Genomic DNA, 22076 nt, shown 5'->3' with positions numbered 1-22076 from the left:
CGATTGGCGCGCGCCTTCAGCGCGTCGCGCGATAGGCCGGAAACGACACCCGCACCGCAAGCCCCTGGTCCCCGATCCCGGCGCCTAGCTGCAGACTCGCGCCGAAATGCTCGGCGATCCGCGCAACGATCGACAAACCGAGCCCGCTGCCGGTCGCCTGATTGCCGGTCGCGCGGAAAAAGCGGTTCGTGAGCCGCGCGAGATCGTCCGGCGCGACGCCGGGGCCGTCGTCGCGCACGATCAGCTGCACCTGCTCGTCGGCATGGCGCACCGCCACTTCGACAGTGCCGCCCGAGCGTCCGTACTTGATCGCGTTATCGAGCAGATTGTCGAGCAGGATGCCGATCAGCACGGGCTCCGCGTCGATCTCGGCGAGCATGTCGCCGACCAGCATCACATTGATGTGCTTCTGTTGCGCATTGCGCCTGTTCGCGAGCAGCGTATCTTTCGCGATCGCCGCCGGCCTCAGCGGCTCGGTGGGCAGCTTCTCCTGCACGTCGAGCCGCGCGAGCAGCAGCAGTTGCTCGGCGAGCCGCGCGCTGCGATCGACGCCTTGCACGACGCGCTCCATCGCGAGCCGCTGCAGCGCGATGTCGGGCTCGGCGAGCGCGACCTGCGCCTGTACCTTGATCGCGGCGAGCGGCGTCTTCAGTTCGTGCGCGGCATCGGCGGTGAAGGCGCGCTCTAGCTCGCGCGCATGGTGCAGACGCGCGAGCATCTGGTTGATCGCGTCGACGAGCGGGCGCACCTCGAGCGGCGTGCGGCCGATGCCGACCGGGTCCATGCGGTTGATGTCGCGCGAACGGATCGCGGCCGACAACACCTTCAGCGGCGCGAGACTCCAGCCGATGCTGAGCCACACGAGCACCGCGAGCACTGGCAGCGCGATCAGCGTGGGCCGCGCGATGCGGCTCGCGACACCGCTCACCAGGTCGCTGCGGGTGTTGGCCAGTTCGAACACGCGCACGCTGTGACCGAGCGCCGTTTCGCGCAACGTGAACGAGTGATAGAGCTGGCCGCCCAACGTGACGTCCTGCGCGCCGCTCGCGGGCGGCAACGGCAAATCCCACGCGGCGAGCGCATGCAGTTGCGGGCTGCCCGCCAGAATGGCGCCGTTGGCCGCGCGCACCTGGAAGAGGGCGTCGCGCGGCAGCGTGTCGTCGTCGTCGAGATCGCTCGCGCCGGGCTCACCGCCTCTCTCTTCTTCGCGCACGTCGATGCGCGCATTGGCGAGCGTCATCAGATTGGTCGAATCGAGCAGCGCGAGCATCTGCGCGAGTTCGGCGAGACGCGCTCGTTCCCACTCGGCGACTTCGTGGATGGCTTGCCGGTAGCTCGACGCGAGCGCGCCGCCCCATACGATCGCGATGCTCGCGAGCACGAGCAGCACGAGGCGCCGCCGAATCGACGGACCGATCATTCTTTCTCCATCACATAGCCGATGTTGCGCACGGTCTTGATCAGGCTTGCGCCGAGCTTCTTGCGCAGGTTCGACACGTGCACCTCGATCGCATTGCTTTCGATTTCTTCCTGCCAGCCGTACAGGCTTTCTTCGAGCCGCGAGCGCGACTGAGGAATGCCGAGATTGGTCAGCAGTTGCAGCAGGATCGCCCATTCGCGCGACGTGAGCGGCACGCGCGCCTCGTCGATCTGCACCGTTTGGGCGGCCGGATTCACTGTCAGATTCTGGTAACGAATCAGATCGATACTGCGACCTTGTGCGCGACGCAACAGCGCGCGGCACCGCGCCACCAGCTCGGTGAGATCGAACGGCTTGCCGAGATAGTCGTCGGCGCCCGCTTCGAGTCCGCCGACGCGATCGACGACCGTGCCTTTTGCGGTCAACACCAGCACCGGCACGTCATTGCCGGCGTCGCGCACGCGTTTGAGCAGCTCCGTGCCGCTCACGCGCGGCAGGCCAAGGTCGAGTACTACCAAGGCATATTGAGTCGTGTCGAGCGCGAGGCCGGCCTTGTGGCCGTCGCGTGCCCAGTCGACTGTGAAGCCGGCCTGACGAAGGCCTGCCTCGACACCGCAGCCGATGAGTTCGTCGTCTTCTACGAGGAGTAAGCGCATGAGGCAAATATTCCATTGTGGGGCTTTGCATAACGTCGAGCATTTTGAAGCAAGCGGCATTGATGCACATCGACGAACCATCTGCCGCGTTCCGAAGTGTAACCACGCCGTTCGTTAGCCGCTTCATGCCATGCGCGTGGTTAAGGTTTCCTTCAGCTTGAATCGATACCATCGACGCGCTATAAATGGTCGTCGCAGATCGTAATGCATGTGCGAGACCACGTTGTCGTCAGACCATCGCAACCTGATCGTAAGGACTTCGATGGAGCGACGCGCGAGGCATTCTTTATGCTGGTCGATGGCGTCAATGGACGATCTCGACGAGTCCCGCCATTGCCAGCATCCGGTCAGGCCGCAAGGCCGCGCACGAGGCACGTTATGAAGCGAGTCACCATCGACATGCTACGAGCCCATCTGCTAGTGGCGTCTCTGACGGCCGCGGGCACCGAAGCGCTGCTGTGCATGGCGTTGCCGGTATTGCCCGTCTCTGACGCTTTTTTCGCTTCGGCATCGTTCAGGCTGTTCGCGCTCGCGCTGATCATCGGCGGCGTGGTGATCGCGCGCGAATTTGCCGAGGTCGCCTTCGAAGTCGCGGTGCGGCGCGACTGCGCGACTCGCGCTGCTCGCGGCGCATGGCCCGCCGTGATCGCAGCGAATTGTCCGCGCCGGTGGCTCGTCGTGCTTCATCTGCGACTAACGGGGCAACCTTTCGTGCTGGCCGAGCACTGACGGACACGGACGGCACACAATGGCGGCGCACGCGTTGATTGCATGTCAATGGCTTCTGTTAGCCGCCTGCGTTAGCGCTTCGATCTACACGGCAGCCGCCGCGCTCGCCATGCCGTTTTTCACCGCCCGACATAAATCGAACCATCATGGGGGCAGGGCCGTCAATCGCGCGCTCAGCCGTTCGCTGACGGATTCGCTCGATTGCCCAACCGGGCGGTTCGCGCAGGTCGGTGTCAGCGTGCTGAAGCCGCTGTGCGGCGCCGAGCCGCGTCTCTACGAAAATCTGCGAACCTTCTGCGAGCAGCGACATCAGCATTTTCAGCTGGTGTTGGGTGTGTCGTCCCCGCAAGATCCCGCCATCGCGGTGGTGCGCCGATTGCAGGCCGCCTATCCGAAGTGCGACATCGAGCTTGCAATCGACACACGCGTACACGGCAGCAATCTGAAAGTCAGCAACCTGATCAACATGGCGGCACGCGCGCGCCACGACGTAATCGTGATCGCCGACAGCGACATCGCGGTCGACCCGGACTATCTCGACAGCGTCGCCGCGCCGCTCGCGGACCCGAACGTCGGCGTGGTCACGTGCCTGTACGTCGCGCGCGGCGTCGGCGGCTTCTGGCCGCGTGTCGGTGCGCTGTTCATCAACGAGTGGTTCGCGCCCTCGGTGCGGGTCGCCCATGCAATGGGCTCGCGCCGCTTCGGCTTCGGCGCGACGCTCGCGTTGCGGCGCGCGACGTTGGAGCGCATCGGCGGCTTCGAAGCGCTGAAAAACTGCCTCGCCGACGACTACTGGCTCGCCGAGCACGTGCGCGCGCTCGGTCTGCAAACGGTGCTGTCGCGCGTGATGGTCGCGACCGACGTGATCGAGCCGACCTTCGCGGCGCTGTGGCAGCGCGAAACGCGCTGGCTGCGCACGATCCGCTCGGTCAATCCGCCGGGCTTCGTGTCGCTGCTGATCACGTTCCCCACGCCGTGGCTGTTGACGAGCGCGGGGCAGACCGTGTCGCTCGCGACGTGTGCTCACGCGCCTTTCGCGGCGGTGGTCGCGAGCGCGTCGGCCACCGCGGTCTGCGTTGGCGCGCGCCTGCTGCTGCACCTGCGCGCGGCACGCCGCGTGCGCACGTTCTGGCGCGATCTGCCGCTGGTGCCGTTGCGCGATACACTGCTCGCGCTCCAGTGGCTCGTCAGCGCGTTCGGTTCGCACGTCGTGTGGCGCGGCGAGCGCATGCAGCTCGGCACGCCGTCAGCCGAGCGCAGCGGCCGGCTGGACAGCCTCACGTGATGGACAGCGCAAAACCCACCCAGCCGCGCGGACTGATCACCACCGCCGACGATTTTGGTCTGCATCAGCGTGTCAATATCGCGGTCGAGCGCGCGCATCGCAACGGTGTGCTGCGCGCCGCGAGTCTGATGGTCGGCGCGCCGGCCGCCAAAGACGCGGTCGCGCGCGCGCGTATGCTGCCGGAACTGCGCGTGGGGCTGCATCTGGTGCTGGCCGACGGCGCCGCGCTGGCGCCGCGCGAGCAGGTCGCCGCGCTGCTCGACGAGAACGACCGCTTCGGCAGCAACATGGTGCGTGACGGTGTGCGCTTCTTTTTTCTGCCGCACGTGCGCCGGCAGCTCGCGCACGAAATTCGCGCGCAATTCGAAGCCTTCGCCGCGACCGGCCTTACGCTCGACCACGTGAACACGCACAAGCATTTTCATCTGCATCCGACCGTGCTGGGCCTGATCCTCGACATCGGCCGCGACTACGGCATGAAGGCGATGCGTCTGCCGTTCGAAGCGAACGCGCCGCTGTGGCTGCGGCCGTGGATCGCGCACGTGAAGACGCGGCTCGAGCGCGCGGGGATCGCGCACAACGACTACGTGGTCGGCATCGCGGCGAGCGGGCGCATGGATGAGGCGACCTGGCTCGCCGCGCTCGCGAATCTGCCGCAGGGTGTCGGCGAAATCTACTGTCATCCGGCGCTGGCCGGCGACGCGCTGAGCGACGGCATGCACGACTACCGGCATGCCGACGAGTTGCAGGCGCTGCTGTCGCCACGGGTGGCCGCCGCGATCCGCGCGCTTGGGGGGCGGCTCGGCGGGTTCGCGGATGTGCTTGCGTAGCGCCATGCTTCGCGAAACGCGGAAAACTTTGGCCACGCTCACACCGGCTGCTTTTTCATCAACAGCTTCAGCAACGCCGGCAGCAGCAACAGCACGAGCGGCAACTGCACGATCAGTCCCGAAATGATCGCGATCGCGAGCGGTTGCTGCATCGCCGAGCCTTGCCCCAGCGCGAACGCGAGCGGCAACAGCGCGAGGATCGCGGCGATCGTCGTCATCGCGATCGGCCGCAGACGGTTGCGGCCGGCGGCCTGCAACGCGTCGTCGAAGGGCATCTCGTCGTCGCGCACCAGCGCCTGCAATTCCGACACATAGAAGATCGCGACTTCCGTGACGATGCCGATGATCATCGTCATGCCCATCATCGCGGAGATGTTCAACTCGATGCCGGTGATCCACAGGCCGATGAACACCGCGCCGGCCGCGAGCAGCGGCATCGCCAGCACCGCGAGCGCGACGCGCAGGCGCTCGTACAGGAACAGCAGGAGGCCGAACACGAGTGCGATCGCGGCGCCGAACACGGTCAACAGACCCTTGAAGGCGATCTGCTGTTGCTGGTACAGACCGCCGAGCTCGTAATAGACGCCCGAGGGCAGCAGGTTCGCATCGCCGAGCGCCTTCTGCACGTCGGCGATCGTCGAGCCGAGATCGCGCCCGTCGATGCGCGCGGTGACCGCGACCATCCGCTTCAGACTCGAGCGGCTGATCTCGGGCTGACCGGTGACGCTCACGCGATCGGCGACGCGCTTCAGCGCGAACAGATGTCCGTCCGGCGCGCGTATCTGTAGCTGACCCAGTTGCGTATCAGTCATCTGGCGCGCGCCGTTCACGCGCACGCGCACACCGACCGTTTTCGGGCCGCTCTGGAACTGCGTTGCGACATTGCCTTCGAGCATGTCGGTGACGGCCTGCGCGATCGCTTGCGGGTCCATGCCTTCGGCCGCGGCAGCGGCGGGCAGGATGTGCAGCTCGATCGCGTCGCCGGCGGGATTGATGCCGTCGTTCACGTCGACGATGCCCTGAATCCGGCCGATGCGCGCGGCGACCTTGCGCGCGGTCGTGTCGAGCGTGCGCGGGTCGTCGGAGAAGATCTTGATCTGCACCGGCTGCGGCACCGCGGTCAGATCGCCGATCAGGTCTTCCATCAGCTGCGCGAGCTCGATGCTGACGCCCGGCACCTGCATGTCGATCTGCGAGCGGATTTCTTCCATCACGGCGTCGATCGGCTCGCGTTTGCCGGACTTCAGCCGCACGAAGAAGTCGCCCTTGTTCGGCTCGTTCAGATCGCCGCCGAGGCCCGCGCCGGTGCGGCGCGAATAGGTCGCGACGTTCGGATTCGCGCGCACGATCTGCTCGATCTGCTTCATCAGCCGGTCCGTTTCGGTGATCGAGGTGCCCGGCTGCGTGTGATAGTCGAGCACGAAGCCGCCTTCGTCCATGCTCGGCATGAAGCCGCTGCCGACCCGCGTGAACGCGAACGCCGCGATGACGATCAACGGCATGACGCCGAGCAGCACGAGCGGCGGCCTCGCGATCACGCGCCCGACCGTCACCGCATAGCGCCGGTTCAGCCACGCGGCGAAACGTGTTTCCTGGTGCTCCTCGGCGTCTTTGGGCTTCAGCCAGTGGTCGCACAGGATCGGCACCGCGAGCCATGTGACGAGGAACGAAATGAACAGCGCGCTCGCCATCGTCAGCGACAGCGACTTGAAAAAGGCCCCCGTCACGCCCGACAGAAACGCGAGCGGCACGAAGATGATCAGCGTCGCCGCCGACGAACCCGCGAGCGGCCGCGTGAATTCGAGCGCCGCGGCCATCACGCGGCCGTGGAACGCGCGCGCGCCGGCTTCGCGCATGCGCCGCACGATGTGCTCGATCATCACGATCGCGTCGTCGATGACGAGGCCGACCGCGGCCGCCATACCGCCCAGCGTCATGATGTTGAAGCCCATGCCGAACACGTCGAGCAGCAGGATCGTCGCGGCCATCACGACCGGCACCAGCGCGACCGCGATCGCGGTGATCTTCCAGTTGCGCAGGAAGAAGAACAGCGTCAACGCCGCGAGCACGATGCCGATCATGATCGCGTCGCGCACGCTGGTGGCAGACGCGATCACGAGTTCGCTCTGGTCGTACCAGTTCGACAGATGCACGCCCGCGGGCATCTGCGGCTCGAATGCCGCGATCTTCGCGCGGATCGCGCGCGCCATCGCGACACTGTTGGCGCCGGGCTGCTGGTACACGTTCAGTAGCACCGCATCCTGACCATCGGCGGTGACGCGCATCCATTGCGGCACCACGCCCCGGCTCACCGCCGCGACGTCGCCAAGACGGATCTGCGCGCCGTTCGCATTGCCGTTGGCGGACACGACGACGTTGCGCAATTCGTCGAGCTGCGTGATCGTCGAGTTCGTGACGACGAGGTACAGCTTGTCGTGATCCTCGATGCGGCCGTTCGCCATCAGCACGTTGCTCGCGCCGATCGCCTTCGATACATCGGCGAGCGACAGCTTGTACGCGGCGAGGCGGGCGGGATCGACCGCGACTTCGAACTCGTCCTGCGCGCCGCCGGTCACCTCGACGCGCGCGACGCCTTCCACCGACGACAGCAGCGGCCGCATCTGGAACTGCGCGAGATCGTGCAGCGCCGATAGCGACTGCCGCGTCGACGTGAGGCTGTACGCGAGCACCGGAAACACGGTCGGGTCCATGCGCCGCACATGCACGTCGTGCCGGGCGGCAGCGTCGCGAGAATTTCGCTGATCGCCGATTGCGCCTGCAAGGTCGCCTGCGCCATGTCGGTGCCCCAGTCGAAGTTCAGCGAGATCTCCGCGGCGCCGCGGCTCGTCCTCGATTCGACGTCGCGCACGTTTGGCACACGGCGCAGCGCTTCCTCGACCGGCATCGTGACGAGCGTCGTCATCTGCTCGGCGGGGCGGTCGCCCGCCTCGAGCGACACGACCGCGCGCGGAAACGCGACGTTTGGAAACAGCGAGATCGGCAGACGGAATGCGCTCAGCGCGCCGGCTATCGCGAGCAAGGCGATGACGAACAGCAGCGAGCGGCGATGCGTCTGCATCCATTGACCGAAGTTCATCGCGCGCCATCCCCGCCGGCGCGTACCGCCATGCCGTCTTTCAGCTCGTAGTTGCCGCTGCTCACGACGCCGAGCATGGGGTCGAGCGGCCCGTCGACGCCGTAGCGCTCGCCGTTTTCGACCGCGATGCTCACCGCGACGCGGCGCGCCTTGTTTTGCGGCGTGATCTGGAACACGTACGCGTGTTGGCCATCCTGCAGCACGGCCGCGCGCGGCACGATCCAGTGCGTGCCGGTGCGCGTCGCGATGTCGCCAGAAACGCGTGTGCCGGGGATGAACGGCGTCTGCGCGAGCGGTACCGTCACGCCGATGTTGACCAGTTGCGATTGCGGATCGATCGCGGCTCCGACGAGCACCACGCGGCCTTCGATCGACGTCTGTGCGAGTGCCGTGGACAGGCCGTGCAGCGTGACGATGTCGCCGGGATGGATCGAGGCGGCGTCGGTGGGCTCGACGCCGAGCGTCACGTTTGCGCGCGCGTCGCGGCTCGCGCCACTCGCGAGTTGCAGAATCGCCGCGCCCGCTTGCACCTGGTCGCCTTGTGCCGCCGATAGCTGCAGCACCACGCCGTCGAACGGCGCGGTTACGACCTTGTTGCCGCTCGTGATGCCGGTCTGATTCTGCGCGGCGAGCGCTTCGCGCGCATCGTCGACGGCCTTGCTCGCGCTGGCGAGCTGCGATTGCGTCGCGAGCCCCTTGTCGTACAGCGACCGGGTACGCACGAGTTCGCCTTGCGCGAGCGTCAGCGCGCTTCTCGCCTGGGTGGCGGCAAGCACCGCGGCAGGATCGGCCTGCACGACGAAGAGCGGTGTGCCGCGTTTGACGGTCTCGCCCGCCTGCACGCGCATCTGCACGATACGTGACAGGTAGGGCAGGTTGATCGTCGTCAGGTTCGACGCGGTGGCCGCGACGATCCCGAAGCCGCGCACCGGCTGCGCGATTGCGGCGCGCTGCACGCGCACGGTCTGTACCGCGACCGACGGTTGAGCTTCGCTGGCGGCGTTGTCGTCCGCACGAACCGGATGGACCGATGCATACAGCAGGATCGCGCAAACGAGCGGCGCGGCGACGGCCGCAACGCGCGGCCACGGATGCCGCGACGAGAAGAGGCTATTTCGCATGAGTGTCGATGAAAGTCTGAGCGGAAGAGAAAGCATCGGGAATCGCGCTGCCGAGCAGCGCCTGCAAGCCGACGCGTTGTTCGTCGAGCGCTTCGCGCAGCGTCGCGACGTCGATGCGTTTCGCGAGCGCGGCGCTTTGCGCATCGGTGTATGCGCCGAGCACGAGGTTGTGTTCGGCGTAGGCCGCCGCGGCTTCGCGCGCGGCGCGCTCGACGCCGGGCAGCGCGGCTTCGGTCTGCTGCAATTGGCGCGCGAGAATCGCGCTGTCTTCGCGTAGCCGGGCGACGTCCGCATACGCCTGGTTCAGGCGGGTCTGGTACTCGTCGCGAAGCCGCTGGCGGGTCGCTTTTTCGATCGCGACATTGCCCTGGTTGCGGTTGAAGATCGGCAGACTCAGGTTGACCTGAAAGCCGCTCGTGTAGATGTTCGACGTGTCGCGCGCCCGCACGAAGCCGACCGACAGACTCGGGAACTGGCTCAGAATCGCCGCGCGATATTTCTGCTCCTGCGCTTCGTAGCCTGCCTGCAGCGCGATCAGGTCGGGGCGGCGGCGGGCGAGCTCGGCGAGCGCTGAGTCGAGTGTGGCGTCGGGGAGCGGCGCGACGACATCGTCGCTGCCCGATCGCAACTGCAATTGCACGTCGGGCGCGAGGCCCAGCAACGCATTCAGATCGTGATGGGTTTGCGCGGCCGCGCGCTCGGCATCGGTGTATTGCTTGCGTGCGTCGCCGTAGGCGAGCAGCGCGGCGGTGAGCGTATCGTCGGTCAGATTGCCAGCGGCGCGCGCCGCGGCCATGCGCTCGTAGCGCGTGCGCGCGAGCTCGCGCTGCTGTTGCAACAGCGGCAGCGTGCGCTGCTGGAAGCAGCGCTTCACGAACAGCTGCCGCGCTTGCGCGACGACCTGCCATTCCTGCCACAGCAGGCCGAGATCGGTCTTCGCGAGCGTCGCGTCGGCGGACTGTTTATTCGCGCTGCGCAGCACGATCGCCATCACGTCGATGCTGAGGCCATAATTGAACGCGCGCGTGGTGCCGGCCGCGCCCGGATAATCGCTCGACACGCTCAGTTGCGGGTCGGGCAGCAGACCCGCCGAATATGCCTGCGCGCCGGCAATGCCGAGATCGTCGCGGGCCAGTTTCAGACCGGGGTTGTTGGCGACCGCGAGCATCGCGACTTCATCGATGTCGAGCCCGTCGGCGGGATCGAAACGATGCGCGGCCAGTCCGGGCAGCGGCATGCTGGCGGGATCGATGCGGATCCGTTCGAGCGATCGCGCGGACGTCGAGGTGTCCTGCGGCGCGAGCGGCTCGCGGTGATAGGTCGCACAGCCGCTCATCAGCAGCACGCACAACGGCATCAGTGCGCGCCGACGCAGCGCCGCCACGGGATGGAAATCGGGCAAAATCCGGCTCCTGCGAATCATCGGAAGGGGCGAGCGACTCGCGAACGAGGCCTCGCAGAGAGGGCTGATTTTCCGCAGCGCGCGCTTAAGACAGGCTTAACGTCGAATCGCGCGAGCCGAGCCGTGCGAAATCGACGCGTCGTCCGTACCCCGTAAGGGTTCGTTAAGCTGCGACGGCCGATAATGCGGCGGCCAAAACCGCACCAAGGAGAGGAGAGGCCATGCGCCTGCTACTGGTCGAAGACGACGACATGATCGCGGAATCGGTGCTGGGCGCGATGCGCCGCGCCGGCTACGCGATCGACTGGGCCGAGGACGGCCGCGCGGCGGAACTGTCGCTCGATAACGGCGTGTACGACCTCGTGCTGCTCGACCTCGGCCTGCCGAAAAAAGACGGCATCGACGTGCTGAACGCGTATCGCCGCAACGGCGGCGCGGCGCCTGTGATCATCCTGACCGCGCGCGACGCGGTCGACGAGCGCATCCGCGGTCTCGATGCCGGCGCCGACGACTACCTGATCAAGCCGTTCGATCTCGACGAACTGGCCGCGCGCATTCGCGCGCTGCTGCGCCGGCGCACCGGCCAGAAGCAGCCGGTCTACAGTCACGGCGAACTGACGCTCGACCCCGCCGCGCATGAAGTCACCAAGGACGGCGTGCCGCTGCCGCTGGTGCCGCGCGAATTCGCGTTGCTGCAGGCGCTGATCGAGGAGCCGACCCGCGTGTTCACGAAGGCCGAGCTCGAAGAAAAGCTGTACGGCTGGGGCGAGGAAGTCGGCAGCAATACGATCGAAGTGCATGTGCACAGTCTGCGGCGCAAGATCGGCGCGGACCAGGTCGTGACCGTGCGCGGGGTCGGCTACCGCCTGAAGAGGTGCGGATGACGTCGATTCGCCGCTGGCTGCTCGGCTGGCTGATCTTCGGCATGGCGGCGGCGTCGATGATCGCGGCTTTCGCGATCTTCCATACCGCGCGGCGCGAGGCGAGCGAGCTGTTCGACTACGAACTGCGCACCGTCGCGCTGTCGCTGCCGTCGGCGCTGAGCGGCGCGGGCAGCCGCGAGCGGCGGGAACCCGACCTCGGCGATCTCGCCGACGACCGCATCGTCATCGAAATCTGGGACCGCGGCGGTACGCTCGTCTATCGCTCCGCGCGGGCGCCGGTGTTCGAGCGTCTGCCGCCGGGCTTTCACACAGTGCCGCGCGGCGAATACCACTGGCGCATCTTCGGCGTCGCGCAGACAGACCGCTACGTGCAGGTCGCGCAACCGGTCTCGGTGCGCGAAGAACTCGCGTTGCAGCTCGCGCTGCACACGCTGTGGCCGCTCGGCGTGCTGCTGCCGGTGACGATCGCGCTGGTGCTGCTGGTGGTCGCGCGCGGGCTCGCGCCGATCGGCGGGCTGTCGCGCGCGCTCGCGACGCGTTCGATCGATTCGCTCGAACCGCTGCGGCTCGACGGCAACCTGCCGGTCGAAATCCGGCCGCTCGTCGAAGCGCTGAACGATCTGCTGCAACGGTTGCATACGGCGTCGCAGGCGCAGCGCACGTTCATCGCCGATGCCGCGCACGAGTTGCGCTCGCCGCTCGCGGCGCTGAAGCTGCAACTGCAGGCGGCGTCGCGCGATGGATCGCTGAGAGGCGAGGGGCAGACGCTCGAGCGCGTCGAAAATCGGGTGAACCGGATCATCCACCTCGTGCAGCAACTGCTGACGCTCGCACGCGAAGACGCGCAGCCGGTCACGTCGACGGTGCCGGTCAGCCTGCGCCGCATCGGCGAGCAGGCGGTCAGCGACTGTTCCGTGCTCGCGGAGTTGCGCGAGATCGATCTCGGCCTCGAATGCGAACACGCGCGCACGCCGAACGACGCCTATACGGTGCTCGCGGAGCCGCACAGTATCAGCGTGTTGTTAGGGAACCTGATCAATAACGCAATCCGTCATACGCCGGCGGGCGGCCGTGTCGACGTGGTGCTGCGACGCACGGGCGAGCGCGTGGGCTTCGAGGTCGTCGACAGCGGCTCGGGAATTCCCGAGGCGGAACTCGAACGCGTGTTCGACCCTTTCTATCGCGGCGAGGAGTCGAAGGGCGAGGGCAGCGGGCTCGGTCTCGCGATCGTCGCGCGGATCGCCGAGCGGCATCAGCTCGGCCTGTCGCTGAGCAACAATGTCGGGGCGCCCGGTTTGCGGGTGTCGGTCACGGGGCTGCGCGCGCCCGCCGCCCACGCGCCCGTCACGGCCGCGAATTGACGATCGTCACTGCGGTTCGGGGTTGTCACAAGCACGTGAGCGCACGCTGCTACAATCTCGTTTTTACAGATCGACAGATTGGTTGTGCACTATGGGTTTCGAACAACTCGCTGAACTGAAGAAGCAACTGGCCGCGGCGCGCGCCGCCGCAGAGTCCGCCGGCAAGCCCGATCGCAAATCGGCCGCGCGCCCCGCTTCGAAGTCCGCTGGCAAGCCCGCTTCAAATTCAGCGGCACATCCTGGTTCACATGCCGAGCGTGGCGCCAATCCGGGCACGAAGCCCGGTGGCCGGCCCGGCGCGAAGCCGGCCGCAAAGGCCGGCGCTCGCCCGGACGGCAAGCCGGGTACCCGAGCCGGCGGCCCGCAGCCGGCGCGCCACACCGCGTCTGCCAAGCCGGCGGTGGACGCCAAGCCGGTGGACCCGGTGGTGCGCTCGATCGGTCGTCTGCAAAAACGTTTCCCGGTTGCTTTCCCGAAGAATCCGGCCCCGAAGCTGCCGCTGAAGATCGGCATTTTCGAAGACCTCGTCGTGCATGCGAAGGAAGTGTCGCTGAGCGAAGCCGAACTGCGCGACGCGATCAAGACGTGGTGCCGTGGCGGGCGCTACTGGAAGAGCCTCGTCGAAGGCGCGGCGCGCGTCGACCTGGCGGGCGTCGAAGCCGGCAAGGTCACGGCGCAGGAAGCGGCGGGTGCTCAGCGCCTGCTTGCGCATCGCGCGGCGAAGGGCGCGCAGAAGACCGCCACCGCGACGGCAAGCGCGAATGCGCCGACCGATGCAAGTACACCGGCCGAGGGCGCGGCCGCTGAAGCGCCGCAGGCCGAAGCAGGGGTAGCGGCAGTCGCGGAACAAGCGGCCCGCCAAGCGGATGCCGCTGCTGCGTCGCCGGAAGCCGTAGCGGCGGATGCCGCCGGGAGCGCGGACACCCAGGCGCAGACCAGCGCGCAACACGAACCGCAAGCCACCGTTCCCGCCTCGCCCCCCTCCCAAGCCTAACCTTGGCACAGCCCGTCATGGCCTCGATCACGAGGCCATGACGGGCGGCGCAGCCGTCAACCGGCTGCGCACGAATCCCACATGCTCGCGCAGCACGTAAAACGCATCCGCATACGCGAGCGGCATGCGCAGGTGGCTCAGCGCCGCCTCGATCTCGTCCAGTTGCCCCAGTAGCTGGGTGCGCTCCTCGTCGGTTGCGCCGGCGAGCGCGTGCCGCTCGATCGCGATCAGCGAACCGTAATAACGATAGATGCGCGAGCGCGCCCGCCACCGGTACAGCGCCGGAATCACGCGCATGGCGGGCAACAGCAGCACGGCGACCGGCAATAGCAGGAAGAGCGTACGATCGCCGATGCTCGCGAGCCAGAAAGGCAGCGTCCGATACAACAAGCCCTTGCCGGTCCGGTAATAGCGCTGCGCGTCGTCGCTGATCGGATATTCGTGCTCGACCGGGTTCGGGAACTGGCCGGCGTGCTGCAACAGGCCCGCGGCGCCGTGCACTTCCTGCGCCGCCTCGATCAATAGATCCGAAATCGCCGGATGCAGCGTGCTGCGCGCGACGAGTTCGACCGTCGGACTAATCAGGTGAACGGTCTCGGGCGGAATGCGCCGCTTCAGATCGAGCACGCCGGGCGGCAAGTCGATCTGGTCGAGAAACGGAAAGACGCGTGTATAGGCGCTCGCTTCGTCGAAATTCATCACCGAGATGCCGGGTACGCGCAATAGCCGCAGCATCAGGCCGCGCGTGGCCGAATCGCCGCTCAGAATCGCCGCGTCGACCTCGCCGGCAACCAGCTGGGTGGCGGCCTGCAGGCCGTCGCTCGGCACTAGCGTCGTGGCGCCGCCCGGCTCGATGCCGTTCGCCGCGAGCAGTTGCAGCGCGAGCAGCCGCGTGCCGCTGCCTTCGCGGCCGACCGCGATCCGCTTGCCTTCGAGCTGCGCCAGTTGCGTGAGCGCCGTGCCGCGATAGAACACGACGATCGGCACATAGAACACGCTGCCGAGCGAGACCAGCGACGAAGTATCGAGCCCTTCGGCCACCCCGCCCTGCACGAGAGCGATATCGACGTGCTGCTTCGGATCCAGCAGCCGCTGCAGGTTCTGCACGGAACCTTCGGATTCGAGCACGTTCAGGCGGATGCCGTTGCGCGCGAGGATCTTGCGGTACTGGTTCGCGGTGACGACGAACGAGCTGTCGCGCGGGCCGGCGCTGATCGTGATCGTGCGCGGCGGCGCCGGATTGGCGATCCAGACGATCAGCACGATCGCGAACGCGATCAGCAGCGCCGTGATGAAGTAGGGCAGCAGGTGCTCGCGCCATTCGGCGCGCGTAGGTTCGGCGGGAAAGTGCGGAGGCCGCGGACGCTGCGCTTTCATGAAGACTCCGTGCGGGAAGCCAGGTGAAGGCATTGTCGCCTGTGCGGGGCGGCTTTGCCGTCGACGGTTCGCTCTATTGACCGGGCGCGCGGCGCCGCATCGCGTGCTCACGCACGCGGCGCTCAAACGCGCTTGAACAACTGCCGCGCGAGCGAGCACATCAGCAGCGTCGCCGGCGATTCGTCCTGCAGGCGCCGGCTCATGATGATCGGCGACGCGGCGCTTGCCGACGGAATCGGCCGGTACGCGACGCCATGCGCGCGCAAGCCCTCGACGCTCTCCGGCACGAGACACACGCCGACCTGCGCGGCGACCAGCCCTAGCGCGGTCTGCAACTCCCGCACTCCATGGATCGCTTTCGGCTCCAGCGCCTGATCGTGCATTGCCGAGATCTGCTGGTCCGCATAGCTCGGCCGCGGCGTGCTCGGATAGACGATCAGGGTTTCCTCGGCGAGCGCGGCAAGCGTCAGCGGCTTCTTTTGCCGCGCGAGTGGATGGTCCTGCGGCAACGCGGCGATCATCCGTTCCTCGACCAGCACTTCGCGTGCGAGTTGCGCATCGTCGAAGCGCAGCCGGCCGAAGCCGACGTCGATGCGGCCACCTTTGAGCGCGGCCAACTGCTCGATCGTGAACATCTCGATCAGCGACAGCTCGATGTGCGGCGCGGCCTCGCGAAACGAGCGGATCACCGCGGGCAGCGCGCCATACAGCGTCGACGGTACGAAACCGATCACGATGCGTTCCGCGAGTTGCGCGAGCCGGCGCGTGAGCGGCGCGAGCTCGTCGGCTTCATCGACCAGACGTTTCGCCTGCGTGTAGAAAATGCGGCCGGCTTCGGTGAGCCGCAACGGCCGCGAGCCGCGCTCGAACAGCGGCAGGCCGACACTTTCCTCGATCTGCTGGATCTGCCGCGACAGCGGCGGCTGTGTCATATGCAGACGATTGGCCGCCCGCGTGATGTTCATCTCCTCGGCGACCGCGATGAAGTAGCGAAGTTGGCGAAATTCCATGCATGCCTCTGAGATGTGATGCGTCGGCGATTGGTGTTGCGTTGGTCTGCTGCGCCTTGGGCGCTGCCGGTTGCGGTACGGTGCTGCCGTCGCGGCGCTGCGCGAGGGCAACGAATGATAGCAACAGCGCCGCTAAATACCGGCCAGATGACGCACGAGCGCCTTTTCCGCGCGCGGCAGCGCATTCAGCTCGCGCATGCTGTTGCCGTCGTTCGTCACCAAAGAGTGGCAGCTGTTTGCGGGATCGGCCGTGCGCGCGCTCGTCGGACGCTTATGGCCGATGCTGGCGGGCATCGTACTCGGCACGCTGGTTGCGGCAGCTCGGTCAGCGCGTGCGCGGGCGTATCAGTGCGGCGAGTTTTCGTCGCTGGTTCTTTATCTGTCTGCTCGGCCCCGGCGTTCAATCGATGGTGCGCGCATCCGTTTAAAAGACGTTGGGAGCAGCGGATCGCGGAGGAGGGAGATCGTGTGGCCCATTATTCTCGATACGCTCGGCGCGCTCGCGGTGCTCGCGAGCGTGGCCGCGCACATCGCGCTGCTGCTCAGCAGCGAACAAAAGCGCGGTGAATAAAAGCGCTTTGAGTGTGTAGCGCCTGATCGTGGCGTCTGCCCGTAGGAGTCTTGTGCGGTTGCACGTCTCTGCTGCCGCGTTCCGCTCTTGCGGTCGGTCAGCGCGCGCTTGCGCGACGCCGACGCCGCGGCGCAAGCCAAACAACATCAATCGTCGTAAGCCACGCGGAAACGGGGCCATCGAGGTCCGATGCGAATCGATTGTTCGTCGGAAGCGGCGTATCAATTCGTCTCGAGCCGCTTTATCCGGCCTCGCGCCATGCCTAAATTAACGACCAGTGACAGCGCCACTGCATTTCCGGCTTTTATTGGCGTGGACCCCGCGGCTTCTCGCGAGGCATGCCGGCGCGAACCATTGAAAGGACACGATGATGAGCAAGCTCACAGGCAAGGTAGCGGTTGTAACGGGTGCATCGAAAGGCATCGGAGCGGCGATTGCGAAGGCATTGGCGGCGCAAGGCGCGTCGGTCGTGGTGAACTATGCGTCGAGCCGCGCGGGCGCCGACAAGGTGGTCGCCGATATCACGGCAGCGGGCGGCAAGGCGATCGCGGTTGGCGGTGACGTGTCGAAGGCCGCGGACGCGAACGGCATTATCGATACGGCGATCGAAACGTACGGGCGGCTCGACGTTCTCGTCAACAACTCGGGTGTCTATGAATTCGCGGCGCTCGAAGAGATCACCGAAGCGCACTTCCATAAGCACTTCGATGTCAACGTGCTCGGGCTGCTGCTCGTGTCGCAGGCGGCGGCCAGGCATCTGGGCGAAGGCGGCAGCATCGTCAACGTGAGCTCGGTCGTGACCCGCATCACGCCGGCGACCACCGCGGTCTACACGGCGACCAAGGGCGCGGTCGATGCGATCACCGGCGTGCTCGCGAAGGAACTCGGACCGCGCAAGATCCGCGTGAATTCGGTGAATCCGGGCATGGTCGAGACCGAGGGCACGCACAGCGCCGGCGTGATCGGCTCGGACTTCGAAACGTGGGCGATCAGCACGACGCCGCTCGGCCGTATCGGCCAACCCGACGATATCGCGGATGTCGTCGCGTTCCTCGCGTCGGATGACGCGCGCTGGTTGACGGGCGAGAGCCTGATCGCGAGCGGCGGCTCGCGTTAAGTCTGGAGGGGTTGCCAACGCTGGTGGCAACCCGCGGAACGATTCGAGCGCGATCGCGGGCGGCGGGGCCGGCAGCATGAAGGCCACGCCGCTCCTCGCGGCGACGGCGCGCGAGCTACGCGCGTTGAACATCGCCCCCCAAGACCTCTGTTTCGGCTCCCGGCAACTCCACCGCAAAAAACGCGTCGAGCAGATTCGAACCCGGCCGCTCGGCGAGCCGCGTCAGCGATTCGATCATCTGCACGCGGCAATCGAGCAGCGGCACCATCCGGATCCGCCGCGACTCGTTGAACTCTGCGCGCGCAATGACGCCGACGCCGATTCCCTGCGCGACCGCTTCCTCCAGCGCCTCGCGGCCATCCACGTACATGACCGGCTCGACTTGCAACGACTCGCGCACGAGCTCGATTTCGAGCAGTTGTTGGGTGACCGATTGCGGCTCGCGGAAGATCATCGGCTGTTCGACGAGCTCCGCGTAACTCAGCCGGCGCTTCTTCGCGGCCGGGTAGCTCGCCGGCACCATCGCGACCAGCGGATCGCGCCGCAACACGCGCGACTGCAAGCGACTATGCACCTGCGGCGCGGCCGTGATCGCCGCGTCGACCGCGCTCGACAGCACGCGCTGCATGCACTCTGCCGCATTGGCGATCGACAGCGTGACGACGATGCCCGGGTGCCGCTGGCGAAACGCGCCGATCAGCGCGACGGCGAGATCGGGCGCATCGGCCGCGAGCGATAGCGAACCCGACTCCAGCCCGCCCGCTGATTCGAGCAGTTGGCGCGCGTCCCGCTCGCAACTGAGCATATGCCGTGTCACGCTGAACAGGCGCAGCCCGAGTTCAGTCGTCTCCACGCCGCGCGGCCCGCGCTCGAACAGTTTGACGCCGTAATCCTGTTCGAGCCGCCGCACGTGATCCGACACCGCCGGCTGCGTCAGCGACAACGCCTGCGCCGCTTTCGAAAAGCCGCCATGTTCCGCGACCGCATGGAACGCCCGCAATTGCGCGTATTGCACGTGTGCCTCGCCAGCAAATAAGTTTTTGCGATACCGTCATCGATTATATCGATTTTGCCGATGGACAACGCTTCTGTATCGTGTGAGCTATCGACATAGCGATATCGGAGTGGCGGACATGGAAAGCGCGATCGGCGGTTCGGCGGCGACATTGGCCGTGGCAGCCGCGGCAACATCGACCCGTTGCACCACACCCTGCGCCGCGCCGGCTGGCGGCGAGCCTTATCTGCTGACGCCGGGCCCGCTGACCACGGCACTATCGACGAAACAGGCGATGCTGCGCGACTGGGGCTCGTGGGACGGCGACTTCCGCGCGATGACCGCCGAGTTGCGCGCGAGCCTGCTGGCGATCGCCGGCGACACCGCGGGCGACTACGACTGCGTGCCGCTGCAGGGCAGCGGCAGCTACTGCGTCGAAGCGATGCTCGGCAGCCTGATTCCGCGCGACGGCCACGCGCTCGTGCTCGCGAACGGCGCGTACGGCAAGCGCGCGGCGATCACGCTTGGCTATCTCGGCCGCGCCTGCACACTGCTCGACAAGGGCGACTACCTGCCGCCGCGCGGCCTCGAAGTCGAGCGCATGCTTGCCGCCGATCCATCGATCACGCACGTGGTCGCGATCCATTGCGAAACGAGCTCGGGCATCCTCAATCCGCTCGATGAGATTGCAGCCGCGGTCGCGAGGCACGGCCGCAAACTGCTGATCGATTCGATGAGCGCCTTCGGCGCGGTGCCGCTCGACGTGCGGCAGATCGCGTGCGAGGCGTTCGTGTCGTCGGCGAACAAGTGCATCGAGGGCGTGCCGGGTTTCGGCTTCGTGATCGCGCGCAAGAGCGCCCTGCGCGAGGCGAAAGGCCGCAGCCATTCGCTCGCGCTCGATCTCTACGATCAATGGGACGTGATGGATCGCACGGGCCAGTGGCGCTTCACGCCGCCCACGCATACGGTGGCCGCGTTCCTCGAGGCGCTGCGTCTCTACCAGCTCGAAGGCGGGCAGCCCGCGCGGCTCGCGCGCTACGCCAACAATCGCGACGTGCTGGTGGCCGGCATGCACGAGCTTGGCTTCGAGCCGCTGCTCAACGGGCGCTGGCGCTCGCCGATCATCGTGACGTTTTTTTCGCCGGCGCATCCGTCGTTCGAGTTCGTGCGCTTCTATGAACTGATGAAGGAGCAGGGCTTCATCATCTATCCGGGCAAGCTGACGGTGGTCGACAGTTTCCGCATCGGCTGCATCGGTCAGGTCGACGAGCAGGTGATGCGACGCGTGGTCGATGCCTGCGCGCAAGCGCTGCGCACGATGGGCGTCACGCACGCGGGGCCGCCGCCCGCCGCGCTCGACGAACGCAAGGCACTCGCGCAGGCGGCCTGAGCCGCGACAGCAAACCCGCGACGGCAAACCCAATACATTCGGATTCCTGGGGATTCAAGCAGATGAAACACGTGAAGGCAGTGATTTTCGATTGGGCCGGCACGGTGGTCGACTACGGTTCACGCGCGCCGATGGGCGCCTTCGTCGAGACCTTCGAGCAGTTCGGCGTGCCGATCACGATCGACGAAGCGCGCGGCCCGATGGGCATGGCCAAGCGGCCGCATATCGCGGCGCTGATGGCGCTGCCGCGTGTCGCGCAGGCTTGGGCCGAGCGCCACGGCCATACGCCGACCGACGCCGATATCGACGCCGTGTACGACGTGTTCGTGCCGAAGAACATCGCGGTCGCGGCGAGCTACAGCGCGGTGATCCCGGGCGTCGCCGAAGTCGCGAGCGCCTTGCGTCAGAACGATATCCGCATCGGCACGACGACCGGCTATACCCGCGAGATCATCGACGAAATCGTACCGGGCGCGGCCGCGCAGGGCTTTGCGCCGGACAGCATCGTGTGCACCGGCGATACGCCGGAAGGGCGGCCGTCACCGTACATGATCTACCGGACGCTGCCGCTGCTCGGCGTGTGGCGCGCGAAAGAGGCGATCAAGGTCGACGACACCGAGGTCGGCATCGAAGAAGGCATCAACGCCGGCACGTGGGCGGTCGGTGTCGCGGTGAGCGGCAACGCGTTCGGCATGAGCGAGGCGGAGGTGAAGGCGTTGCCGGCCGACGAATTCGCCGCGCGCCGCAACGCCGCGATGGCCAGGCTGAAGGCGGCGGGCGCGCATTACGTGATCGATAGCGTCGCGGATCTGATGCCGGTCGTGTACGACATCGACGCGCGGCTCGCGCGCGGCGAGCGGCCTTGAAGCGTCACTTGAAGAAACCGACCGCGAGATCGATGAACTCGCGCACCTTGCGCGGCACGAACTCGCGGCTCGGATACACCAGCGACACGGCCACGTCGCCATTGAGCACCGCATAGCCGTCGAGCACGCGCACCAGCGTGCCGGCGCGCAACTCGTCCTCGACCATTTCGAGCGGCAGCAGCGCGATGCCCATCGCGCCCAGCGCGGCCTGCTTCTGCATGATCATGCTGTTGACCGTGAACGATGCATCGATGGCGATGCTCTCGCCGCTATCGTCGCCGTCCTCGTTCGCGCTTTCGGCATCGCCGTCACCCTTGCGGAAGATCCACATCGGGCCGGTCGTGTCGAACGGCGCGGCAATCAGCCGATGCCCGTCCAGTTCGGCCGGCGTTTGCGGATGACCGGCCTGCGCGAGATACGCGCCCGCTGCTACCGGCACCGCGTGCGAGTTGATCAGACGCCGCGCCACCAGCGACTCCGAGCGGATCATATGCTCGGTCACGATGCCGACATCGAAGCCGCCTTCGAGCAGATCGACCCGTTTTTCCGTCAGCGTGACGCGCAGGTTGACTTGCGGAAAGCGCGCCTGATATTCGGCGAACAGCGGCGTTAGCCGAAACAGCGAAAAACTGCCGAGCGCGACGATGCGCAGGTCGCCCGCCACGTCGCGCGAGGCCGTGGTCGCGCGCGACTCCACTTCCTCCAGTTCGGCGAGCAGCACGCGGCAACCGTCCGCGTATTGCGCGCCGGCCTCGGTCAGCACGACCTTGCGCGTGGTGCGCTGAAACAGGCGAATGCCGAGATGCTGTTCGAGGCTCGACACATGACGCGTGACGACCGACGTCGACACGTTCAGTTGCCCGGCGGCCTGCGCGAAGCTGCCGACATCGGCCACCTTGACAAAGGCCTGCATGGCCTGAAAAAGATTGATCATTCGAGTCCAAAAAACGTCTTTGTTGTAGCGGACGGCGT

The 22076-nt window shown here is 66.8% G+C and carries 18 protein-coding genes and 1 pseudogene; 10 read left to right on the top strand and 9 right to left on the bottom strand.

Annotation, left to right across the window (positions count from 1 at the left end):
* Positions 1-16 precede the first annotated feature (16 nt).
* Together HDG34_RS35320 and HDG34_RS35315 are read right to left on the bottom strand one after the other, a co-directional pair.
* Entirely contained in the window at positions 17-1420 is a 1404-nt protein-coding gene (locus HDG34_RS35320; RefSeq protein ID WP_184067710.1) for an ATP-binding protein, read from the bottom strand.
* A complete protein-coding gene (locus tag HDG34_RS35315; RefSeq protein ID WP_090805227.1) occupies positions 1417-2076 on the bottom strand; it encodes a response regulator in 660 nt (219 codons plus the stop codon). Before HDG34_RS35315 ends, HDG34_RS35320 begins: the two co-directional genes overlap by 4 nt.
* 378 nt (positions 2077-2454) lie before the next feature.
* On the opposite strand from HDG34_RS35315, the gene HDG34_RS35310 reads away from it, so the two are divergent.
* From HDG34_RS35310 to hpnK, 3 genes are read left to right on the top strand one after another with little or no spacing between them, the layout of a single operon-like run.
* Positions 2455-2805: a hypothetical protein gene (locus HDG34_RS35310; protein WP_184043340.1), complete on the top strand. Its 351-nt coding sequence runs from the start codon at positions 2455-2457 to the stop codon at positions 2803-2805.
* 19 nt (positions 2806-2824) lie between these two features.
* Positions 2825-4090: a bacteriohopanetetrol glucosamine biosynthesis glycosyltransferase HpnI gene (hpnI, locus tag HDG34_RS35305; protein ID WP_184067706.1), complete on the top strand. Its 1266-nt coding sequence runs from the start codon at positions 2825-2827 to the stop codon at positions 4088-4090.
* A complete protein-coding gene (gene hpnK, locus HDG34_RS35300) occupies positions 4090-4920 on the top strand; it encodes a hopanoid biosynthesis-associated protein HpnK (RefSeq protein ID WP_184067703.1) in 831 nt (276 codons plus the stop codon). The genes hpnI and hpnK overlap by 1 nt, the downstream gene beginning before the upstream one ends.
* Before the next feature lie 38 nt (positions 4921-4958).
* Here hpnK and HDG34_RS35295 read toward each other — a convergent pair.
* From HDG34_RS35295 to HDG34_RS35285, 3 genes and pseudogenes are all read right to left on the bottom strand, one after another.
* Positions 4959-8017: pseudogene (locus HDG34_RS35295) on the bottom strand (efflux RND transporter permease subunit).
* Positions 8014-9138 (bottom strand): efflux RND transporter periplasmic adaptor subunit, encoded by a 1125-nt coding sequence (locus HDG34_RS35290; protein WP_184067700.1) that lies wholly within the window; start codon positions 9136-9138, stop codon positions 8014-8016. Before HDG34_RS35290 ends, HDG34_RS35295 begins: the two are co-directional and overlap by 4 nt.
* On the bottom strand, positions 9128-10540 hold the full coding sequence (locus HDG34_RS35285) for a TolC family protein (protein WP_184067697.1): 1413 nt from the start codon (positions 10538-10540) through the stop codon (positions 9128-9130). The genes HDG34_RS35290 and HDG34_RS35285 overlap by 11 nt, the downstream gene beginning before the upstream one ends.
* A 221-nt stretch (positions 10541-10761) precedes the next feature.
* Between HDG34_RS35285 and HDG34_RS35280 the strand changes: the two genes are divergently transcribed.
* The 3 genes from HDG34_RS35280 to HDG34_RS35270 all read left to right on the top strand — a co-directional run bounded on the left by HDG34_RS35280 (position 10762) and on the right by HDG34_RS35270 (position 13779).
* Positions 10762-11424 (top strand): response regulator, encoded by a 663-nt coding sequence (locus tag HDG34_RS35280; protein WP_018417800.1) that lies wholly within the window; start codon positions 10762-10764, stop codon positions 11422-11424.
* Positions 11421-12785 carry an ATP-binding protein gene (locus HDG34_RS35275; RefSeq protein ID WP_184067694.1) on the top strand — a complete coding sequence of 455 codons (1365 nt, stop codon included), beginning with the start codon at positions 11421-11423 and terminating at the stop codon, positions 12783-12785. The genes HDG34_RS35280 and HDG34_RS35275 overlap by 4 nt, the downstream gene beginning before the upstream one ends.
* Positions 12786-12876: 91 nt before the next feature.
* The gene (locus tag HDG34_RS35270; RefSeq protein ID WP_184067692.1) at positions 12877-13779 is read left to right on the top strand and encodes a ProQ/FinO family protein; all 903 of its coding nucleotides are present in this window, start codon (positions 12877-12879) and stop codon (positions 13777-13779) included.
* A 27-nt stretch (positions 13780-13806) separates the two neighbouring features.
* Here the strand turns inward: HDG34_RS35270 and HDG34_RS35265 are convergent, their stop codons facing one another.
* Complete coding sequence (locus HDG34_RS35265) at positions 13807-15156, bottom strand: TAXI family TRAP transporter solute-binding subunit (RefSeq protein ID WP_184067689.1); 1350 nt, start codon at positions 15154-15156, stop codon at positions 13807-13809.
* Positions 15157-15278: 122 nt separating this feature from the next.
* A complete protein-coding gene (locus tag HDG34_RS35260; RefSeq protein WP_184067686.1) occupies positions 15279-16166 on the bottom strand; it encodes a LysR family transcriptional regulator in 888 nt (295 codons plus the stop codon).
* A gap of 196 nt (positions 16167-16362) precedes the next feature.
* Here HDG34_RS35260 and HDG34_RS35255 point away from each other — a divergent pair, with 196 nt between their 5' ends.
* Together HDG34_RS35255 and HDG34_RS35250 are read left to right on the top strand one after the other, a co-directional pair.
* Positions 16363-16737 (top strand): hypothetical protein, encoded by a 375-nt coding sequence (locus tag HDG34_RS35255; RefSeq protein ID WP_184067683.1) that lies wholly within the window; start codon positions 16363-16365, stop codon positions 16735-16737.
* Positions 16738-17107: 370 nt separating this feature from the next.
* Positions 17108-17854: a glucose 1-dehydrogenase gene (locus HDG34_RS35250; protein WP_184067679.1), complete on the top strand. Its 747-nt coding sequence runs from the start codon at positions 17108-17110 to the stop codon at positions 17852-17854.
* Positions 17855-17969: 115 nt separating this feature from the next.
* Here HDG34_RS35250 and HDG34_RS35245 read toward each other — a convergent pair whose 3' ends face one another.
* Entirely contained in the window at positions 17970-18869 is a 900-nt protein-coding gene (locus HDG34_RS35245) for a LysR substrate-binding domain-containing protein (protein WP_184067675.1), read from the bottom strand.
* A gap of 118 nt (positions 18870-18987) precedes the next feature.
* Between HDG34_RS35245 and HDG34_RS35240 the strand changes: the two genes are divergently transcribed.
* Positions 18988-20238, top strand: coding sequence for a 2-aminoethylphosphonate--pyruvate transaminase (locus HDG34_RS35240; RefSeq protein WP_221309359.1), 1251 nt, complete (start codon positions 18988-18990; stop codon positions 20236-20238).
* A 62-nt stretch (positions 20239-20300) separates the two neighbouring features.
* Positions 20301-21104, top strand: a complete 804-nt coding sequence (gene phnX, locus HDG34_RS35235; RefSeq protein ID WP_184067672.1) for a phosphonoacetaldehyde hydrolase — start codon at positions 20301-20303, stop codon at positions 21102-21104.
* A 4-nt stretch (positions 21105-21108) separates the two neighbouring features.
* On the opposite strand, the gene HDG34_RS35230 is transcribed toward phnX, so the two are convergent.
* Complete coding sequence (locus tag HDG34_RS35230) at positions 21109-22038, bottom strand: LysR family transcriptional regulator (RefSeq protein WP_184067669.1); 930 nt, start codon at positions 22036-22038, stop codon at positions 21109-21111.
* Positions 22039-22076: the final 38 nt, after the last annotated feature.

The organism is Paraburkholderia sp. HC6.4b, assembly GCF_014200875.1.
In the GTDB taxonomy this organism is placed as follows: Bacteria; Pseudomonadota; Gammaproteobacteria; order Burkholderiales; family Burkholderiaceae; genus Paraburkholderia; species Paraburkholderia tuberum.
Note: the sequence above shows the minus strand (reverse complement) of the source record. Positions and strands in the feature narration are given on the sequence as shown.

Excerpts from the sequence above, each read along its gene's own strand:
- HDG34_RS35280 (WP_018417800.1), top strand. The coding sequence starts at position 10,762 with ATGCGCCTGCTACTGGTCGAAGACGACGACATGATCGCGGAATCGGTG.
- hpnK (WP_184067703.1), top strand. The coding sequence starts at position 4,090 with ATGGACAGCGCAAAACCCACCCAGCCGCGCGGACTGATCACCACCGCC.
- HDG34_RS35240 (WP_221309359.1), top strand. The coding sequence starts at position 18,988 with ATGGAAAGCGCGATCGGCGGTTCGGCGGCGACATTGGCCGTGGCAGCC.
- HDG34_RS35275 (WP_184067694.1), top strand. The coding sequence starts at position 11,421 with ATGACGTCGATTCGCCGCTGGCTGCTCGGCTGGCTGATCTTCGGCATG.
- hpnI (WP_184067706.1), top strand. The coding sequence starts at position 2,825 with ATGGCGGCGCACGCGTTGATTGCATGTCAATGGCTTCTGTTAGCCGCC.
- HDG34_RS35260 (WP_184067686.1), bottom strand. The coding sequence starts at position 16,166 with ATGGAATTTCGCCAACTTCGCTACTTCATCGCGGTCGCCGAGGAGATG.
- phnX (WP_184067672.1), top strand. The coding sequence starts at position 20,301 with ATGAAACACGTGAAGGCAGTGATTTTCGATTGGGCCGGCACGGTGGTC.
- HDG34_RS35265 (WP_184067689.1), bottom strand. The coding sequence starts at position 15,156 with ATGAAAGCGCAGCGTCCGCGGCCTCCGCACTTTCCCGCCGAACCTACG.
- HDG34_RS35230 (WP_184067669.1), bottom strand. The coding sequence starts at position 22,038 with ATGATCAATCTTTTTCAGGCCATGCAGGCCTTTGTCAAGGTGGCCGAT.
- HDG34_RS35250 (WP_184067679.1), top strand. The coding sequence starts at position 17,108 with ATGAGCAAGCTCACAGGCAAGGTAGCGGTTGTAACGGGTGCATCGAAA.
- HDG34_RS35310 (WP_184043340.1), top strand. The coding sequence starts at position 2,455 with ATGAAGCGAGTCACCATCGACATGCTACGAGCCCATCTGCTAGTGGCG.
- HDG34_RS35255 (WP_184067683.1), top strand. The coding sequence starts at position 16,363 with ATGCTGTTGCCGTCGTTCGTCACCAAAGAGTGGCAGCTGTTTGCGGGA.
- HDG34_RS35270 (WP_184067692.1), top strand. The coding sequence starts at position 12,877 with ATGGGTTTCGAACAACTCGCTGAACTGAAGAAGCAACTGGCCGCGGCG.
- HDG34_RS35320 (WP_184067710.1), bottom strand. The coding sequence starts at position 1,420 with ATGATCGGTCCGTCGATTCGGCGGCGCCTCGTGCTGCTCGTGCTCGCG.
- HDG34_RS35315 (WP_090805227.1), bottom strand. The coding sequence starts at position 2,076 with ATGCGCTTACTCCTCGTAGAAGACGACGAACTCATCGGCTGCGGTGTC.
- HDG34_RS35290 (WP_184067700.1), bottom strand. The coding sequence starts at position 9,138 with ATGCGAAATAGCCTCTTCTCGTCGCGGCATCCGTGGCCGCGCGTTGCG.